Source organism: Metabacillus bambusae, assembly GCF_017497975.1.
Classification (GTDB): domain Bacteria; phylum Bacillota; class Bacilli; order Bacillales; family Bacillaceae; genus Metabacillus; species Metabacillus bambusae.
This window is the reverse complement of the sequence record NZ_JAGDEL010000021.1, coordinates 30,446-47,721: the sequence shown is the minus strand read 5'-3', so window position 1 is coordinate 47,721 and position 17,276 is coordinate 30,446. Positions and strand designations below refer to the sequence as shown.

Annotated in this window: 14 protein-coding genes; 4 read left to right on the top strand and 10 right to left on the bottom strand. The window is 35.1% G+C overall.

Annotated features, from left to right (window positions below):
- Positions 1-717 precede the first annotated feature (717 nt).
- Positions 718-1,182 (bottom strand): DUF441 domain-containing protein, encoded by a 465-nt coding sequence (locus tag I7822_RS21725; RefSeq protein WP_207981170.1) that lies wholly within the window; start codon positions 1,180-1,182, stop codon positions 718-720.
- Between the two features lie 224 nt (positions 1,183-1,406).
- On the opposite strand from I7822_RS21725, the gene ytvI reads away from it, so the two are divergent.
- Positions 1,407-2,522, top strand: a complete 1,116-nt coding sequence (gene ytvI / locus I7822_RS21720; RefSeq protein WP_207981169.1) for a sporulation integral membrane protein YtvI — start codon at positions 1,407-1,409, stop codon at positions 2,520-2,522.
- Between the two features lie 137 nt (positions 2,523-2,659).
- On the opposite strand, the gene I7822_RS21715 is transcribed toward ytvI, so the two are convergent.
- From I7822_RS21715 to dnaE, 8 genes are all read right to left on the bottom strand, one after another.
- Complete coding sequence (locus I7822_RS21715) at positions 2,660-3,046, bottom strand: FxsA family protein (protein ID WP_207981168.1); 387 nt, start codon at positions 3,044-3,046, stop codon at positions 2,660-2,662.
- A 253-nt stretch (positions 3,047-3,299) separates the two neighbouring features.
- Positions 3,300-5,060 carry a pyruvate kinase gene (gene pyk / locus I7822_RS21710; protein ID WP_207981167.1) on the bottom strand — a complete coding sequence of 587 codons (1,761 nt, stop codon included), beginning with the start codon at positions 5,058-5,060 and terminating at the stop codon, positions 3,300-3,302.
- A gap of 212 nt (positions 5,061-5,272) precedes the next feature.
- On the bottom strand, positions 5,273-6,232 hold the full coding sequence (pfkA, locus tag I7822_RS21705) for a 6-phosphofructokinase (protein WP_066326806.1): 960 nt from the start codon (positions 6,230-6,232) through the stop codon (positions 5,273-5,275).
- A 383-nt stretch (positions 6,233-6,615) separates the two neighbouring features.
- On the bottom strand, positions 6,616-7,593 hold the full coding sequence (gene accA / locus I7822_RS21700) for an acetyl-CoA carboxylase carboxyl transferase subunit alpha (protein WP_207981166.1): 978 nt from the start codon (positions 7,591-7,593) through the stop codon (positions 6,616-6,618).
- A complete protein-coding gene (gene accD, locus I7822_RS21695) occupies positions 7,587-8,462 on the bottom strand; it encodes an acetyl-CoA carboxylase, carboxyltransferase subunit beta (RefSeq protein ID WP_207981165.1) in 876 nt (291 codons plus the stop codon). Before accD ends, accA begins: the two co-directional genes overlap by 7 nt.
- Positions 8,463-8,639: 177 nt before the next feature.
- On the bottom strand, positions 8,640-9,272 hold the full coding sequence (locus I7822_RS21690; RefSeq protein WP_207981164.1) for a FadR/GntR family transcriptional regulator: 633 nt from the start codon (positions 9,270-9,272) through the stop codon (positions 8,640-8,642).
- A gap of 11 nt (positions 9,273-9,283) precedes the next feature.
- Positions 9,284-10,513, bottom strand: coding sequence for an NADP-dependent malic enzyme (gene ystJ, locus I7822_RS21685; protein WP_207981232.1), 1,230 nt, complete (start codon positions 10,511-10,513; stop codon positions 9,284-9,286).
- A gap of 421 nt (positions 10,514-10,934) precedes the next feature.
- Positions 10,935-14,303, bottom strand: coding sequence for a DNA polymerase III subunit alpha (dnaE, locus tag I7822_RS21680; protein WP_207981163.1), 3,369 nt, complete (start codon positions 14,301-14,303; stop codon positions 10,935-10,937).
- 411 nt (positions 14,304-14,714) lie between these two features.
- Here dnaE and ytrH point away from each other — a divergent pair, with 411 nt between their 5' ends.
- From ytrH to I7822_RS21665, 3 genes are all read left to right on the top strand, one after another.
- Complete coding sequence (ytrH, locus tag I7822_RS21675) at positions 14,715-15,050, top strand: sporulation membrane protein YtrH (RefSeq protein ID WP_207981162.1); 336 nt, start codon at positions 14,715-14,717, stop codon at positions 15,048-15,050.
- Positions 15,047-15,550, top strand: coding sequence for a sporulation membrane protein YtrI (gene ytrI / locus I7822_RS21670; RefSeq protein ID WP_207981161.1), 504 nt, complete (start codon positions 15,047-15,049; stop codon positions 15,548-15,550). The genes ytrH and ytrI overlap by 4 nt, the downstream gene beginning before the upstream one ends.
- Before the next feature lie 395 nt (positions 15,551-15,945).
- Positions 15,946-16,131, top strand: a complete 186-nt coding sequence (locus I7822_RS21665; protein WP_207981160.1) for a YtzJ family protein — start codon at positions 15,946-15,948, stop codon at positions 16,129-16,131.
- 160 nt (positions 16,132-16,291) lie between these two features.
- On the opposite strand, the gene I7822_RS21660 is transcribed toward I7822_RS21665, so the two are convergent.
- Positions 16,292-17,230, bottom strand: coding sequence for a DHH family phosphoesterase (locus I7822_RS21660; protein WP_207981159.1), 939 nt, complete (start codon positions 17,228-17,230; stop codon positions 16,292-16,294).
- Between the last annotated feature and the right edge of the window lie 46 nt (positions 17,231-17,276).

Here is a 17,276-nt window from a genome sequence, read left to right as displayed (position 1 = left end):
TTCATCTTAAAAGTTTAAAAGTATAAACCACAAAAAAGTCTAAAAAAGCATCACCATTTTTCTCATCGTTTGAAATATGTAAGAAAAATATCTGAGGAAAGAGATATTTCTTTATAGTATGAGTAAAAAAATGTAGATTCTACTATCTATGTCAAAATACAAAATGCTCTTTCTTTTAAACTTTTAGACGATTGAGCGCTTGCTCACATTGAAGCACTTAAAAAGAAAATGCTTACATTTTTTACGTTTAGAGAAAAGTCAAAATGAGCTTTCTTTCATTACTGACTTCCTATTGTAGGCATTATAAATGTCCCTATTCCTATTATAAACAATTATCAGACTTTTGTGAACGAAAACAATTCAATAAGGACAAAAAATTTGTTAGAAAAATGTTTTTTTAGGAATTATTCCACTTCATTCTACCACACTTATAGAGCCATAGCATAAAATTGTTATATTAGTGTATATTTTCGCTTGTAAATATTCCCTAATAATTGAATAAAGAAAAGTGAAAATAGCCCGCTTTTACTAGTTAGTATGTCAATAAGATAGTTTGAGGATATAATAGTTTTTGTTTACAACATAATTTATTTTAAGCTAGCTTGTTCCTCCCTAACTAAATTGAGTTTAAAGTATATCTCAATTTTGCGACTAGTTTTGATGCCTGAATTTACCGACTATTGAGTTTTGTACGAAAGAAAGAAAACTTCATTTAGATTATGAACTAAAAAGCTTAACAATCTGCATTGCGATATAAGCAATGCCTGCACCAATTAGTGGACCAACAGCAACTCCATTGAATAATGCCACAGCTAAAATCGTTCCAAAAACAAGTGCAGTAGTAATATGAGGATCTTCAGCTAAAAGAGTTAAACCATTTTTAGCAATTAGGGCCACAGCAATGCCCGCTCCTAATGCAATCCATGCGTATGCAGATTTTACTGCTTCTAAAAGCTGTTTAAACCCAATATCACCAGTTGCAATTGGAACAAGTACAGCTATTGTAATTATCGTTACTCCCCAATTTATCCCTTTCGATCCAACTGTCGGAAGTATCTTTGAATCCAAACCAATTAGCTTAATAATAATTAAGCATGAAACAGCGATAATTAATGATTGATTTTTCGCTAACACCCCGATACCTAGCAATATAAGTAAAAATAACATTGGTTGACTGAACATGTTGTTACCCCCCCAAACTGATCATTTTTATATTTGCATTCCTTAATTAATTACAATAAACCTAAGTTTCCTTACATTAGTAAACCATGGCTTGTCGCCAATTCCTAATGGAGATTAACCATAGTTTCTTATTCTACATCCTTATAATATAAATTCAGATAGTATAAACAAGCCTGTAGTGTAATAAACATGCTATAAGACGCTATACTACGGGAGGAGACAAGTTGAATTTGTATTATGTATATAGCATGTTAAGGCTTTTATTGATTGTTAGCTTATCGATCCTCGGTATTTTTTTCACTTATTATTTATCTACTTTGACATATCCTTTTATCATTGCCATTTTCATCGCACTGTTAATTAACCCGTTTGTTAATTTTATGGAGAGAAAAGGCAGAGTCCCTAGAGGATTATCCGTGATCATCGCTATTTTACTTTTAATTTGTATCATTGCCGGGATCCTTATCCTTTTAGTTGCTGAAATAGTAACAGGTACAACATACTTAGCAAAGGTTTTACCAGGCCATTTAACATTGCTAGCTATGTATATTGAAACATTTTTTGTTGAAAAGATTATGCCTTTATATAACCAATTAACATATCTTTTTAATAATCTTGAATCAAATCAACAACAATCCATTATCATAAATATCCAAAACATAGGTGAGCAGGTATCTTCAAGCGTTGGAAATTTCATAAAAAGCTTTTTAGAAAATATACCAGTGATGATTAGTTGGCTCCCAAACGCAGCTACAGTTATTATCTTTTCCTTATTAGCCACATTCTTCATCAGTAAAGATTGGTATAAATTTAAGACCACGCTTAAAAGAATCCTTCCTCCTAAAGCAAGGAAAAGTGGAAAAACAATTTTTGAAGAACTTAAAAAAGCGCTAATCGGTTTTATTCGGGCACAAGCAACACTTATATCTATTACAACGACGATTGTATTAATTGGCCTTCTGATTCTACGTGTTGATTATGCTATTACAATTGCCTTGCTAATTGGACTAGTTGATATCCTTCCTTATCTTGGTACAGGGCTAGTATTTGTCCCTTGGATTGTTTACTTAGCGTTTAGCGGAAGTCTCCCTCTTGCAATTGGGATTGGAGTCCTGTATCTCATCGTATTATTGCAAAGACAAATCATGGAGCCTAAAGTACTATCTTCAAGTATTGGATTAGATCCCCTCGCCACACTAGTGTCTCTTTTTATTGGCTATAAGTTAATTGGATTTCTAGGACTTATTGCAGGACCAGTTGTTCTGGTTATTTTAAAAACCTTACACAGTGCAGGTGTATATATTGGTTTGTGGCAGTTTATTGTTGGAAAAGAAAAGTAATTCATCAACCTTTTACTAAATAAAACAGGCTGATTTCTTTTCGAAGAATCAGCCTTTGTTCTTGTTTTAAAAATAAAGAAATCATTGAACTGTGGATACCAATTTGACAACTAGCTCCATCGTCTTCCCCCGAAAAATTAACGAATAATTGTAAATTGATTCTTGTCTATCATTTTTCGAATAATTGATAAAAGAATCGGTTTAATTTTATTCCTACTTATCGGAAATAACAATAAGAATCCCGTCATATCCGTTATAAAACCTGGTGTAAGGAGCAATAAGCCACCAACTAAAATACATAGTCCATCTAAAATAGCCTCATTAGGAATCTGTCCGTATTGCATTTGTTGCTGTGCTTTTCTTAATGCTTCAATCCCTTGTTTTTTTGCAAGCCACGCCCCAACAACACCAGTTAAAACAATTAGTAAAATAGTTGGAAGTACACCTATCGTTTTTCCAGAAAGAAGTAGAAACCCAATTTCTAATGCTGGTATGACAATAATCAAAAATACTAATAACCTCATTATCTCACCTCTTTAATATAGGCATGAAAAGCTAAATAAGCTTTGTTCTTACTGTGTACTACCCTCTATTTTATTCGATTGTTTAAAAAAAGAGAAGGAGTTCCACCCTACTCCATCATTTAGAGATATAAAAAAGGAATCGGTGGTTCCCGATTCCCTCACATCTCACATCTGACCTCACGCTTCAAACGATACAATCAGATATATGAACAAAATTAATTTTAATCAAGAATAATTAACACTAGCCTATTTATTACAGTACGCTCGCATGGCCTTCATAAATGACGCCACGAACAGCATCCACAGTAATATCTTGACCATCTTTTAATAGAGTTGTTACATCTTCTACTCCGACAATAACAGGGATTCCAAGGCTTAATCCAACCACTGCTGCATGACTAGTTAACCCACCCTCTTCTGTGATAAGAGCTGAAGCTAATTCAAGTGCTTCCATCATATCGCGATCTGTACTTTGGGCAACAAGGATTGCTCCTTTTGTCATCTTTTCTTTAGCATCTTTAGCTGTGCTTGCTACAACAACTTTACCGAAGGCAGATCTACGCCCAATCCCTTGTCCTTTAGCAAGTACATCACCAATTACATGTACTTTCATTAAGTTTGTTGTTCCTGCTTCACCAACCGGTACTCCTGCAGTAATGACAATTAAGTCACCATGTGAAACAAAACCACTGTTTATTGCTTCTACAACAGAGTTATCTAACATTTCATCAGTCGACGTTGAGTGGTTTCCACTTCTAGGATAAACACCCCAAACAAGAGCTAATTTACGTGAAATTGAATCAGATACCGTCACAGCTACAATCGGAGCTTTAGGACGATATTTTGATATCATTCTTGCAGTATGTCCACTCTCTGTTGGCGTAACAATTGCTGATACACCTAAATTCAATGCCGTATATGCTGTTGATTGACCAATTGCATCGGTAATTGTCGTACCTACTTGTGCACTACGCTTTGAAAGGATTGATTTATAATCAAGTGCTTCTTCAGCTCTTGAAGCAATGTTATGCATTGTTTTAACCGCTTCCACTGGATATGCTCCCGCAGCAGTTTCACCAGAAAGCATGATTGCATCTGTACCATCGAAAATGGCATTGGCTACGTCACTTGCTTCAGCACGTGTTGGTCTAGGATTACGTTGCATACTATCAAGCATTTGTGTTGCTGTAATAACTGGTTTTCCTAATGCATTACATTTTCTGATTAATTCCTTTTGAACTAAAGGTACTTCTTCAGCAGGAATTTCAACACCTAAATCACCACGTGCTACCATTAAACCATCTGATACCTCAAGAATTTCATCGATATTGTCTACGCCTTCTTGATTTTCAATTTTAGGAATGATTTGAATGTGGCTAGCATTATGTTCTTCAAGTAACTCACGAATCTCAAGAACGTCTGATGCACGGCGAACAAATGACGCTGCAATGAAGTCAACATCTTGCTCAATTCCAAATACGATGTCTTTCGCATCTTTTTCGGTAATACCCGGAAGTTTAACACTTACACCTGGTACGTTTACACCTTTTTTATTTTTCAATGTACCACTGTTTTTAATTTTCGTTTTTATTTCGCCATTTGAATGATCTAAACCAATTACTTCAAGTTCGATAAGACCGTCATCTAAAAGAATAGTTGAGCCGATATGTACATCATCTATTAAGCCATCATATGTGACAGAAAATTTATCCAATGTACCTACAACTTCAGTCATAGAAATGATAATTTCATTTCCAGCAACAAGCTCAATTGCTCCATTTTCCATTGTGTTTGTACGAATTTCAGGACCTTTTGTATCCAACAAAATTGCAACATTTTTATTTAACTTTGCAGAAGCTTCTCTGATATTTATAATTCTAGCACCATGTTCTTCGAAGTCACCATGAGAAAAATTCAAGCGCGAAACATTCATTCCTGCTTCCATTAACTCTGTTAATTTTTCAATCGATTCACTAGCTGGTCCAATTGTACATACAATCTTAGTTTTACGCATTTACGTTCCTCCTACCATTTTGGTGGAAAAGGGGACAGATCTAAACTAAAGATTGCCTTCCCCTAGTTTCCACAACTATTATGGTTTTTTATATTCTTAGCTAATTCCCCGCAACTTGCTATTAGGATAATACATTTGAATACAGCACATTATGAAGGGTTGAAAAACCCCAAGTAGGCATCATGTATGAAAACGATCCCAACATATATAGATTAGATTGATAATTCTTTTGATAAGCGGTACATATCATTGTCAATTGTATGTGGTTGATCAAGTATTTCTATGATGTCATGATGCACGAGCTCATTCTTTTGAATACCAACACAGCGACCGCCTTTACCTTCAAGAAGTAATTCTACGGCAAAAGCTCCTAATCGGCTAGCTAATACACGGTCAGATGCAGTTGGTGATCCACCGCGTTGAACATGTCCTAACACAGATACACGAGTTTCAAAAGTAGTAGCTTCTTCAATTTGTTTTGCAAAGTCTACTCCGCTTCCGACACCTTCTGCAACAATAATTATACTGTGTTTTTTGCCTCGTTCGTTCCCTCGCTTTAAGCGTGCAACAATATCATCCATATCATAATTTTCTTCTGGAATTAATATTGTTTCTGCTCCACCTGCCAAACCTGACCATAATGCGATATCACCAGCATGTCTACCCATTACTTCAATTACATATGTACGTTCATGTGATGTAGCTGTATCACGAATTTTATCAATTGCATCAATTACTGTGTTAAGCGCAGTATCAAATCCAATTGTAAAATCAGTTCCAGGAATATCATTATCTATCGTGCCTGGTACTCCTACACATGGAAATCCATGCTCAGTTAGTTTTTTAGCTCCCATATATGAGCCGTCTCCACCAATTACAACTAACCCTTCAATACCATGCTTTTTTAGTTGTTCAATCCCTTTTTTCTGTCCTTCAATTGTTTTAAATTCAGGACATCTTGCTGAATATAGTTTCGTACCACCACGGTGAATAATATCTCCTACAGATCCTAATTCTAATTTTTCAATTTGACCTTCAATTAAACCCGTATACCCATGATAGATACCATAAATTTCAACATTATGAAAAATTGCCTTACGCACAACTGCTCGTACAGCAGCATTCATACCTGGAGCGTCTCCTCCACTTGTTAGAACACCAATTTTTTTCAAACTTCTTCACCCCACTATAATAATATAGCACATTGATTTACTTTTAAAATAACATGAAAGAAAAGTCAAAACAACAAGGTCAAACGTGCAACTTTTGTCGAATAACCTTTTTCAAGAGCCTTTATCATTATACAATAAATTAACCTCTGTGTTTAAAGAATTATATAATTTTGCAAAATTATTGTCTTTCCTTGCATGCTAGTAAAGTGGCAGTGCCATGAGTAGCATCTAAGCTAATTAGCCGCTATTGAAATAAAAAACCTTCATTACCTTCATTTCCATAGTAACTAGTCCATAGAAAGCAAGATACCCAAATTAAGTCTAAACAAACCATATTTTTCATTACCACCAAAAGAAACGTGGACCTTTATGGCCACACGTTCTTATTTTACCCCAAGTAATTCATTTGTAAATGATACTTGCCCGATTCTTTTAAACTTTTCGTAACGATGATGAATGAGTTCTTCTCCAGTCATTGCTGATAGAGTTTTTAAAGAGTTTGCTAATATTTCTTCAATATAACCTGCTTGTTGAGGGATATCTTTATGTGCTCCACCCTTCACTTCAGGGATTATTTCATCAACAACACCTAGTTCTTTTAGGTCTGGAGCAGTTATTTTCATTGTTTCTGCTGCCTTTTTTGCTAAACCAGCATCCTTCCACAATAATGCTGCAGCACCCTCTGGTGAGATAACAGAATAAGTAGAGTTTTCCAGCATGTGAATATAGTTACCCACACCTAAAGCAAGGGCTCCTCCACTCCCACCTTCACCAATTACTATACAAATTACTGGTACTGACAAACCAGCCATTTCAAACAAATTTTTAGCAATTGCTTCGCTTTGCCCACGCTCTTCTGCCGCTTTTCCTGGGTAAGCACCTTTTGTATCAATAAAGCAAATAATTGGACGATTAAATTTATCCGCTTGCTTCATCAATCTTAAAGCTTTACGGTAGCCTTCAGGATGAGGCATACCGAAATTTCTACGAATGTTTTCCTTCGTATCCTTACCGCGTTGGTGCCCTATGACAGTAACAGGAAGACCTTTAAACTTTGCAATTCCACTTACGATCGCATCGTCATCACCATAATAACGGTCACCGTGACATTCAAAGAAATTAGTAAAAATGTGTTCGATATAATCTAAAGTAGTCGGTCTACTAGGATGTCTTGCAATTTGAACTCTGTCCCAGGGCTTTATATTTGTATAAATCTCATTTTCTAGCTTTTCTAATCTGACTTCTAGCTTTTCAATTTCGGATGATAAATCAACATCCGATCCTATAGTAAATTCTTTTAGTTCACTAATTTTTTTTCTAAGCTCAGTTACAGGCTTTTCAAATTCTAATTCGCCTACCATGTTAATTCACCTCCTGATTGATGAATATCAAGAATATTACTAAGCGTTTCTTTTAACTCTTGACGATCTATAACAGCATCTAGCTGTCCATGCTTTAATAAAAATTCAGCAGTTTGAAAATCTTCAGGAAGTTCTTCTCTAATTGTTTGCTCGATAATTCTTCTTCCAGCAAATCCTATAAGTGCTCCCGGCTCAGCAAAATTATAATCACCTAACGATGCGAAGCTTGCTGACACTCCACCTGTTGTAGGATGTGTCATAACAGAAATAATTAAGCCTTGATTATCACTATAGAGCTTTAGTGCAGAGCTAGTTTTGGCCATTTGCATCAAACTTAATACACCCTCTTGCATTCTTGCACCACCTGATGCAGTTAGAATAATAAAGGGTAAGTTTTTTTCATTAGCTTGTTCAATTGTACGAGTAATTTTTTCACCAACAACTGATCCCATACTTCCCATTCTAAAGCTAGCATCCATGATGGCAACTGTTGTTTTAAAGCCATTTATTGTACCTTCACCTGTAACAACAGCTTCATTTTGTTGCGTTTTTTGACGGTCCTTTTCTAGCTTTTCTTCATATCCTGGAAATTGCAATGGATTTTCTGAAATCATATCTTTATCATATTCAATAAAACTATGCTCATCAAATAAGCTCTTAATACGTTCCTTAGCGTTCATTTGATGATGATAGCCGCAATTCATACATACCTTTTCATTTTTTATTAATTCTTTTGTATACATAATTTTTTTACAACTCGGGCATTTAATGACAATTCCTTCAGGAACATCTTGTTTTGCTTGCTCAGACGGAACCTGTGCATACTTTTTTTTCTTCGGTTTCGGTTTCGTAAACAAATCTTTTAACAAAACGGTACCTCCCCTTTTCTAAAGCTGTTTCTCTACAAATCTTCTTTTTCATATTAAAGGTAATGTGGTTGAACTAATCTAATTTACTAGTAAAACCATCATCAAGATCTCTTTATTTATCAGTTACCTATACTTTATAGAATGATGAATAAGCATGTTGTTGAAGCTTGTCAGTATCTATTCGACATATTCCTTAAGAGATACCGCTTCATAAGCTGCAAAAACCTTTTCTTGTTCCTTGTTCAATAAGGTATTAACTAGCATTTCTAATTTTTCATTTGAGTAAACCTTCACTTGATCGCACTTGCAGACAAAGGTTACATAGTCATTTATCACCATCCATATTCGAAAGAGTAGATGGTTGTTAGAGAGTTGAATAATCTCCTTCATACATTCATACCTTGTTACTGTATTCTTCGAAAGTTTTTCTGCTATCAATTTAAGTTCTGCTTCAGGATTGTTTTGTAAAACCAATTGCAATGCATTATATTCCAATAGAGAATTCATTTGGATAATATCAACAACCGCTTTTGAATCCTCTAATATAAACGTACCTAAAAGTTCAATAAGATTATGCTCTCGAAAATCTTTAAGAAATGTGCCTTCTCCTCTTCGCGTTTCAATCATCCCTAAAAGCTCAAGAGCACGCAATGCTTCTCTAACTGAAGATCTACCTACCTTAAGCTTTTCTGCAAATTCTCTTTCGGAAGGGATTTTATCACCATATGAAAGCTGTTTTTCTACTATATAAGCCCTAATATGACGAAGAATTTCTATATACACTTTTGATTGTGTGGTTGTCAAAGACAAATCACTCACTTCTACTCAATAATAGCAAGCTGCCTCGTTTTTTCTGCAACTTCTTCTGGGTCAACTTTTATTCTAGCTACACCAGTTTCCATAGCAGCCTTTGCCACAGCAGATGCTACTGCTGGAGCAACACGAACATCAAACGGAGCTGGAATAACATAATCAGAGCTTAATTCACTTTCCGAAACAAGTGATGCTATAGCTTCAACTGCAGCTATTTTCATCTTTTCATTGATGTGGGTTGCTCTGACATCTAATGCACCTCGAAAGATTCCAGGGAAGGCTAGTACATTATTAACTTGGTTTGGAAAATCTGAACGACCTGTTCCAATAACCATTGCACCTGCTTCTCTTGCATCTTCTGGCATAATTTCTGGGACTGGATTTGCCATCGCAAATATGATTGGTTCAGGGTTCATTGACTGAACCATTTCTTTTGTTAAAGCACCTTCAACTGAAACTCCAATAAACACATCTGCTTCTTTTATTACATCTGCAAGCGAGCCTTCTATTTGATCTCTATTGGTAAATTTCGCCACTTCTGACTTTACCTCATTCATACCTACTGTACGGTTTTCGTATATAGCCCCTTTAGAATCACACATAATAATATCTCTAACACCGTAGGTATAAAGCAACTTAATAATTGCAATGCCAGCTGCACCAGCACCATTAGCAACAACACGAATATTTGACATACTTTTGCCAACCAATTTCAGGGCATTAACAAGTCCTGCAACTGTTACAATTGCTGTTCCGTGCTGGTCATCATGAAAAATAGGAATGTTTGTTTCCTTTTTTAAACGCTCTTCTATAACAAAGCAGTTCGGAGCTGCAATGTCCTCAAGGTTTACACCACCAAAGGTTGGTTCAAGTAGTTTAACCGTATTTACGATTTCGTCAACATCTGTTGTATTTAAACAAATTGGAAAAGCATCTACTCCTGCAAAGCTTTTAAATAGAACCGCTTTTCCTTCCATTACAGGTAGAGCAGCCTCTGGTCCAATATTTCCTAGACCTAAAACTGCAGTTCCATCGGAAACAACCGCAACCATATTCCCTTTCATTGTATAATCGTATACTTTATTTTTATCATCATATATATCTTTACAAGGTTCAGCCACACCAGGTGAATAGGCTAGACTTAGATCGTGTGCATTTCTCACAGGTATTTTAGATTTTGACTCAAGCTTTCCTTTATTTACACGGTGAATATGTAAAGCTTCTTCTCGTAATGACATCATTAACATCCCCTTTGTACCTTGTAAAGTTTTAAGACCTAGCATAAATAATATTCTATACGATCCCCAAGTGGTCAGACCACTAATAATCATTATTAAATGATAACATAATTCATCTGTTTGTAAAGTAGGACTTGTCGTTGGTAGGAAGTACAACATGTTACTTTTAGGCTGTTTTCGCAAACTTTGTTGCTATTACCAAGTAATGCGGGCTGGTTGATTTCCGCTCCAATCAACTTAAATTAGTTTTTGTTTTAAAAGCAACAATCTCTTAGAAAAGAACCTACTTTTGTCTAAAGTTATTTTAATCCCTTTGATGTCTGATAAGACATATTTATCGACAAATTATGAGTTTATTCCGCCCATTCATAAGTAATTGACTATTTTTGTCTAATTATTATTGTAATAAAGCAAATTTATTTCATTGATGGTTACTTAAAACAACATTATCTTTTCCAAGTAATTTAATTAATGCATCTATACATGCTTCAGTTGGAGAAATAAAGAATTCTGATGGAAGTTGAACAGTTCTTTTTTCAGATTCATAATAGAGAAATACTGGAGTATCCCCACTGAACTCTTTAAGGTATTTCTTCACTTCAAATAATCTTTGTGGTTCCATCGATTGTCTTTCAATTTTTATAAAAAGCTTTGATTGGACACCTAAACTGGATAGCTCTTCTGGTAATATGACTCTTTGTATAATAAATTGTACTTTATCTTGACGTCGTTCTACTTTCCCATCCAAGAGGAATGTGTTACCAATTCCTATCTTTTCACTAAATTTAGTATAAATTTGCGGAAACATAACAGCATCAATATCGCCAGTCTCATCAGCAATTATTAAAAATGCCATTACGTCACCTTTTTTCGTGCGGATAGTTCGAATGCTCACGATCATTGCACCTATCGTGGCCCTTTTATCTATTAACAAACTCACATCTGCTATATTACTTGCATTTACTGATTGGAATTTTTCCCGATATAGTTCGACCGGGTGGGAAGAAAAGTAAAAGCCAAGTGTTTCTTTTTCAAACTTCAACTTTTCTTCAATTTTGAACGGTTCTACCTCAATGTATTTAGGCTTAAGTGCAAACGCTTCTTCCTCAAAAAAATCAATTTGATTCTCATCAGACGGTGTAAGCAATTCAGCATGCTCAATAGCAACATCTAAGCTAGCTAGCAGGGTTGCTCTCTCTACTCCAAAATCATCCATAGCCCCTGAAAAGATTAACTGTTCCATTGTCCGACGATTAATAATTTTCATTGATACTCTGATGCAAAAGTCAAATAAGTCTGTAAACCGTTTCTTTTTGCGGGCATGGAATATTTCTTTAATCGCAGCAATCCCAACATTTTTTATTGCAGTTAAACTATATCGAATACTACCATTCTCAACTAAAAATGGGTAAGCACTACTATTTACAGAAGGAGGTAAGATTGTAATTCCCTTCTGTTTCGCTTCACGTATATACTGTGAAACCTTTTCATCATTTCCACTCGCACTTGTTAATAAAGCCGTCATAAAATAAAGTGGGTAATTCGCCTTAAGATATGCTAATTGATAAGCAATCATACTGTATGCCACTGCATGACTCCTATTAAAGCCATAATTAGCAAATTTTACAATTAAATCATAAACATTATTTGCAACATGTTCATTATAACCATTAGCCTTACAACCCTTCACAAAATGCTCCCGCTCTTTATCAAGTACATCTTTCTTCTTCTTACCAACAGCTCTTCTTAATAAATCAGCTTCACCTAAAGTAAATCCAGCAATAGTTGAGGCAATTTCAATGATTTGTTCTTGGTAAACAATTACTCCATAGGTTGTATGTAAGATGGGCTCAAGCGCTGGGTGCAGGTAATGCACAGAGCTTTTCTGATGTTTTCTTTCAATATAGAGAGGGATATTCTCCATTGGGCCTGGACGATACAATGCATTAACAGCAACGATATCTTCAAGGCTGGTTGGTTTAAGTCGTTTTAATGCACTTCTCATTCCTTCAGACTCTAACTGAAATACCCCTGTTGTATCCCCACGTGAAAGAAGAGAAAAGGTTTTTTCGTCCTGATAAGATATTTTCGGTAAGTCAACTGAATATCCTTCTTCACGCTGGATTAATTTTGTTATATTTTCTATCAATGATAAATTTCTTAGACCTAAAAAGTCCATTTTCAATAAGCCTAGATCCTCTAAGTAATCCATTGAAAACTGAGTTAAAAAAACATCCTGTTGTCCATTTTGAATCGGGACAATATTAGTTAAAGGTTGGTCACTTAAAACAACACCCGCAGCATGTGTTGACGCGTGTCTTGGAAGTCCTTCTATTTTTAATGCTGTATCGATTATCTTTTTATATAACTTATTTTCACTAATCACTTTTTGTAAGACATGAGATTCTGCTATGGCTTTTGTTAGAGTAATACCAGGACGTGATGGAATTTGTTTAGAAAGCAAGTCTGTTTCCTTCGGTGAAGCACCCATTACTCTACCAACATCTCGGATTGAAGCTTTAGCAGCTAAAGTACCAAACGTGATAATTTGTGCTACATGAATTTTCCCATATTTGTTCGCTACATAATGAATGACTTCATCACGCCTTGTATCTGGAAAATCAATATCAATATCAGGCATTGTAATTCGTTCTGGATTTAAAAAACGCTCAAAAAGGAGGCGGTGTTTAATCGGATCAACATCGGTAATCTTTAGCACGTAAGAAACAAGTGAACCTGCTGCCGATCCACGCCCTGGACCAGTGAGAATGCCATTTTCATGTGCATATTTCATAAAGTCCCAAACAATTAAAAAATAATCACTAAAATTCATCTTCTTTATGACACTAAGTTCATACGTAAGTCTATCTATATAGCTCTTTTCAGGTCCTTCAAATCGGTCTTTTAATCCTTCCATACAAAGCTGTTCTAAATAATCATTCGCACTTTCATTGTTTGGTGTTGGGAATTTTGGTAAATGTGTAACACCAAGTTCAAGATCAACCTGACACCGATCCGCAATTAACAAAGTATTTTCTAACGCGTCAGGATATTGATCAAAGAGTGAGGCCATGTCCTGCTGCGATTTTAAATAGTATTCATTCGGTGTGTGTAAATCAATGTGCTCATCTGAAAGCTTATCACCATTTTTTATTGCCGATAAACATTTATAGGCGATATAGTCGTCATGCTCTAGGTAGGCAACATTATTAGTTGCAACGACAGGTACCTTCGTTTCTTCGCTCAAAGATACTAGTTCAGTTAATAGATGCTTTTCTTGATCTAACAAGTGATTTTGCAGTCCCAGATAAAAAGATTGTCGACCAAATATAGTTTCATATTTTTTCGTTAGCTCTTTTGCTTTTACACGATTTCCTTCTAATAAATTTTTCTCAATGATCCCGTCCATTCCAGGGGTAATGGCAATTAAACCCTGACTATAGCTTTTAAGCCACCTTTCAGGTAATCCTTCAGGAGTTTTCGTCTGCAATGCACTACTAATCTTTAATAAATTTCGATATCCATTATTATTTTCTGCTAATAAAATAAGTGAGGTAGACTCTCCCTCTCCTTGTTCATCTATAATGTTAATTGTTAAACCGATAATTGGCTTAATACCATGTTGTTTGCATAGCTTATAAAACGCAACAGTACCATACATGACTTGATCATCGGTTAAAGCCAATGCTTTAAACTTAAGTGTTTTCGCTTTATTTACAAGCCTGTCCAACCTTGCAGCACTTGTTAACAGGCTGTATGCACTTTTTACTTGTAGATGTACGAAAGGCAAACAAATTCCTCCTTTCTTGAACTAATATATGTAAATATTTATTATTTAGGCTCTGTTAAATTGGGTTGTTGATTTCCTCTGCAGGCGTCCGCTTTCCGCGGGCGGTCCGGGAGCCTCCTCGTTGCTATGCACCTGCGTAAGTCTCCCTTGGAATCGCACTCCCGCAGGAGTCTCACATATTCGCTCCAATCAACAAAGTGCCAAAATCAACAGTGAGCTTTAACAGAGCCATTATTTAAATTCACTAATGTATATCCTTCATTATATTCCGAGATTATTTTCGATACAAATAGAAAGAAACATGCTCTGTTAATAAGATGTAGAAAGCTAATCTATTTTCTATTTTACATGTAAAACAAAACATACTTAAAAAGGGTCGTCCATATACATTAATAGAGGAGGATGATGTTTATGGACAACGAAGCCTTTATACCGGCTTTTATTCATAGCTATTTTATTGCATTAGGAGTTATTTTAGGTGGTACACTTATAGGTGCAATTGGAGCTTTCTTGGCAGGTGAGCCTCCTTTAACGAAAATGTTTGAGTTTGCAAATCGCTTAAAAATATGGGCACTTGTTGCTGCAATAGGTGGAACATTTGATGCTTTCTACAGCTTTGAACGTGGTATTTTCCAAGGAGAAACAAGAGACATCATAAAACAAGTATTACTAATTATATCTGGAATGGGTGGAGCTCAAACTGGCTGGCTTCTTATTCATTGGCTTACACAGGAGCATATTACATGAGAATTCCACCACATTATCAACAACCTTCATGGCAGCGGTTTTTTGCCGGTGCAGCGATTGGAGCGATTATTAGCTGGGGTGTTTTTTTATTTATTTTTGGAGTGATTCAAGAAAAGCATAGGACAATTATCGATGAACAAGAGTTAACTATTCAAAAGTTAAGAAAAGACAAAGAAATTTATCAAGAAGAATATATAAAACTAAATAAAGAAGCGCAACAAAAAATTACTGTTCAAGAAATAAATATCCATCTAACAAACGGTGACAAGTATCTTTTTAAGGATTTTATGATAAAAAATATAGAGGATGAGGTAGAAAAAGATTTATCTGATTTAATTGCAAAAGATATCGAGACCGTATCTTCAAGTCATTTATTAATCGAAAGAACGATCGAGAATAAGGTTTTTAAGAGAGATGGAAAAGAATATAAACTTGAGATGACAAAATTCATGTTACTAACAACTATTTATATTGAGGTTGAGATCTCATTTTTAGAATAAAATTTTTTAGAATTATGCAAAAATGAATCGCATTTAACTCAAATATCCGATAAAATAGAAATAGGAAAAACAAGTAAATAATTTAATTTTTACTTTCATCAAGATTACTACAATGTTCACCTCACACTACTCACCTCAAGGGTAAAAAAACTTGTGAAATCCTATAATATCTTTTTTGATAAACACCTGCCTACTGATTCTATATCAACTACTTAAAGTAAGTGTAACGCACAAACAGTATGATGGCAAAAAGCAAAATATTTATTTCACCTTTTGCCATCATGACATTCCGTTCAATGTTTCACAAATCATTTTAAGACGAGGCTGACACAATAGTTAAATGTTACCCTCGTCAAAATTGATTTTGTAATGACATTATAATTGGAGGGATAAAAATGGATATTTTTAATTCAAAAAAAATTGCTCAAGAAAAATTAGAGCATATTAAAAATGGCTTTTCAGCATATGTTGAATCTGCCGAGCTAGCAAAGTTAATAAAAAAAGAAATTCAAGTATTAAATCTCGATGTATATGAGGATGCCACTGATATTGGCATTTGGTTTATCCCAAACAGAGATTAGTAAGCGGTGTCATCCTTTCCTCAACTTTATTATTTCTTTATTGTATATGACTTTACTATTCTTTTTTCTTGATATCTTCAAAAAATCCAATACCCTATTTAAAAAAGGTTCGGAACCGTATCACAATTCCGAACCACTACATAACCTTTTTCACAATTATTTAATAATCTTGACAAAGCTCTTCCAAATCTTTAAGCACCTGAACAGCTTCTTCCCAGCTATATATGGATGCACCTGATGCTAAAGGATGTCCACCACCATTATATTTCCTTGCTAATTCATTTATCACAGGCCCTTTTGATCGCAATCTTACCCGAATTTGATTTTCCTCTTCAACGAAAAACACCCAAGATATAACTCCCTCAATATTTCCGAGAATACCAACTAACTGAGATGCTTCTGAGGGCGTTACTTCATACTCAGTTAAGATGTCCTTTGAAATATTCATACTTGCAGCACCTGATGAAGTTAACGTAAAGTTTTGCAACACATAGCCACTTAGCTTTGCAACATTGCGCTTTGTTTTGTAAAGTTCATTATATAAAGGAGTAAACTCAATTCCTTCAGATATAAGAGCACTCGCGTAACCAAAGGTCTTTTCAGTCGTACTCGGGAACAGGAAGCGACCAGTATCACCAACAATACCCGCATATAATAACTGTGCAGCTTTTTTAGAAAGTACTAGACCCTGTTCTTTGCCTTCTAAAAATAATTCATAAATCATTTCACTTGTTGCAGCTGCTGTTGTATCAACCCATAGTAGATCCCCATACTTATCCTCATTTGGATGATGATCAATTTTTATCAGTTTTTTACCATTTTTATAACGTTGATCACTTACACGAGCCTGGTTTGCAGTATCACAGACGATAACTAACGCTTCCTGGTAAACATCATCCTCTACTAGATCCATTTTATAAAGAAATTCCAAAGATGGCTCGCTTTCACCAACAACAAAGATATTTTTTTCTGGATAAGAAGCCTTTAATATTTCGGCTAACCCACATTGTGATCCATAAGCATCTGGATCTGGACGAACATGGCGATGAATAATAATCGTATTATTTTTATGTATTTCTTCTAAAATCTGTTGTTTCATTTGAATCTCCTTTTAAGTTCTTTATAAGTTATTAAATCATAAAAAC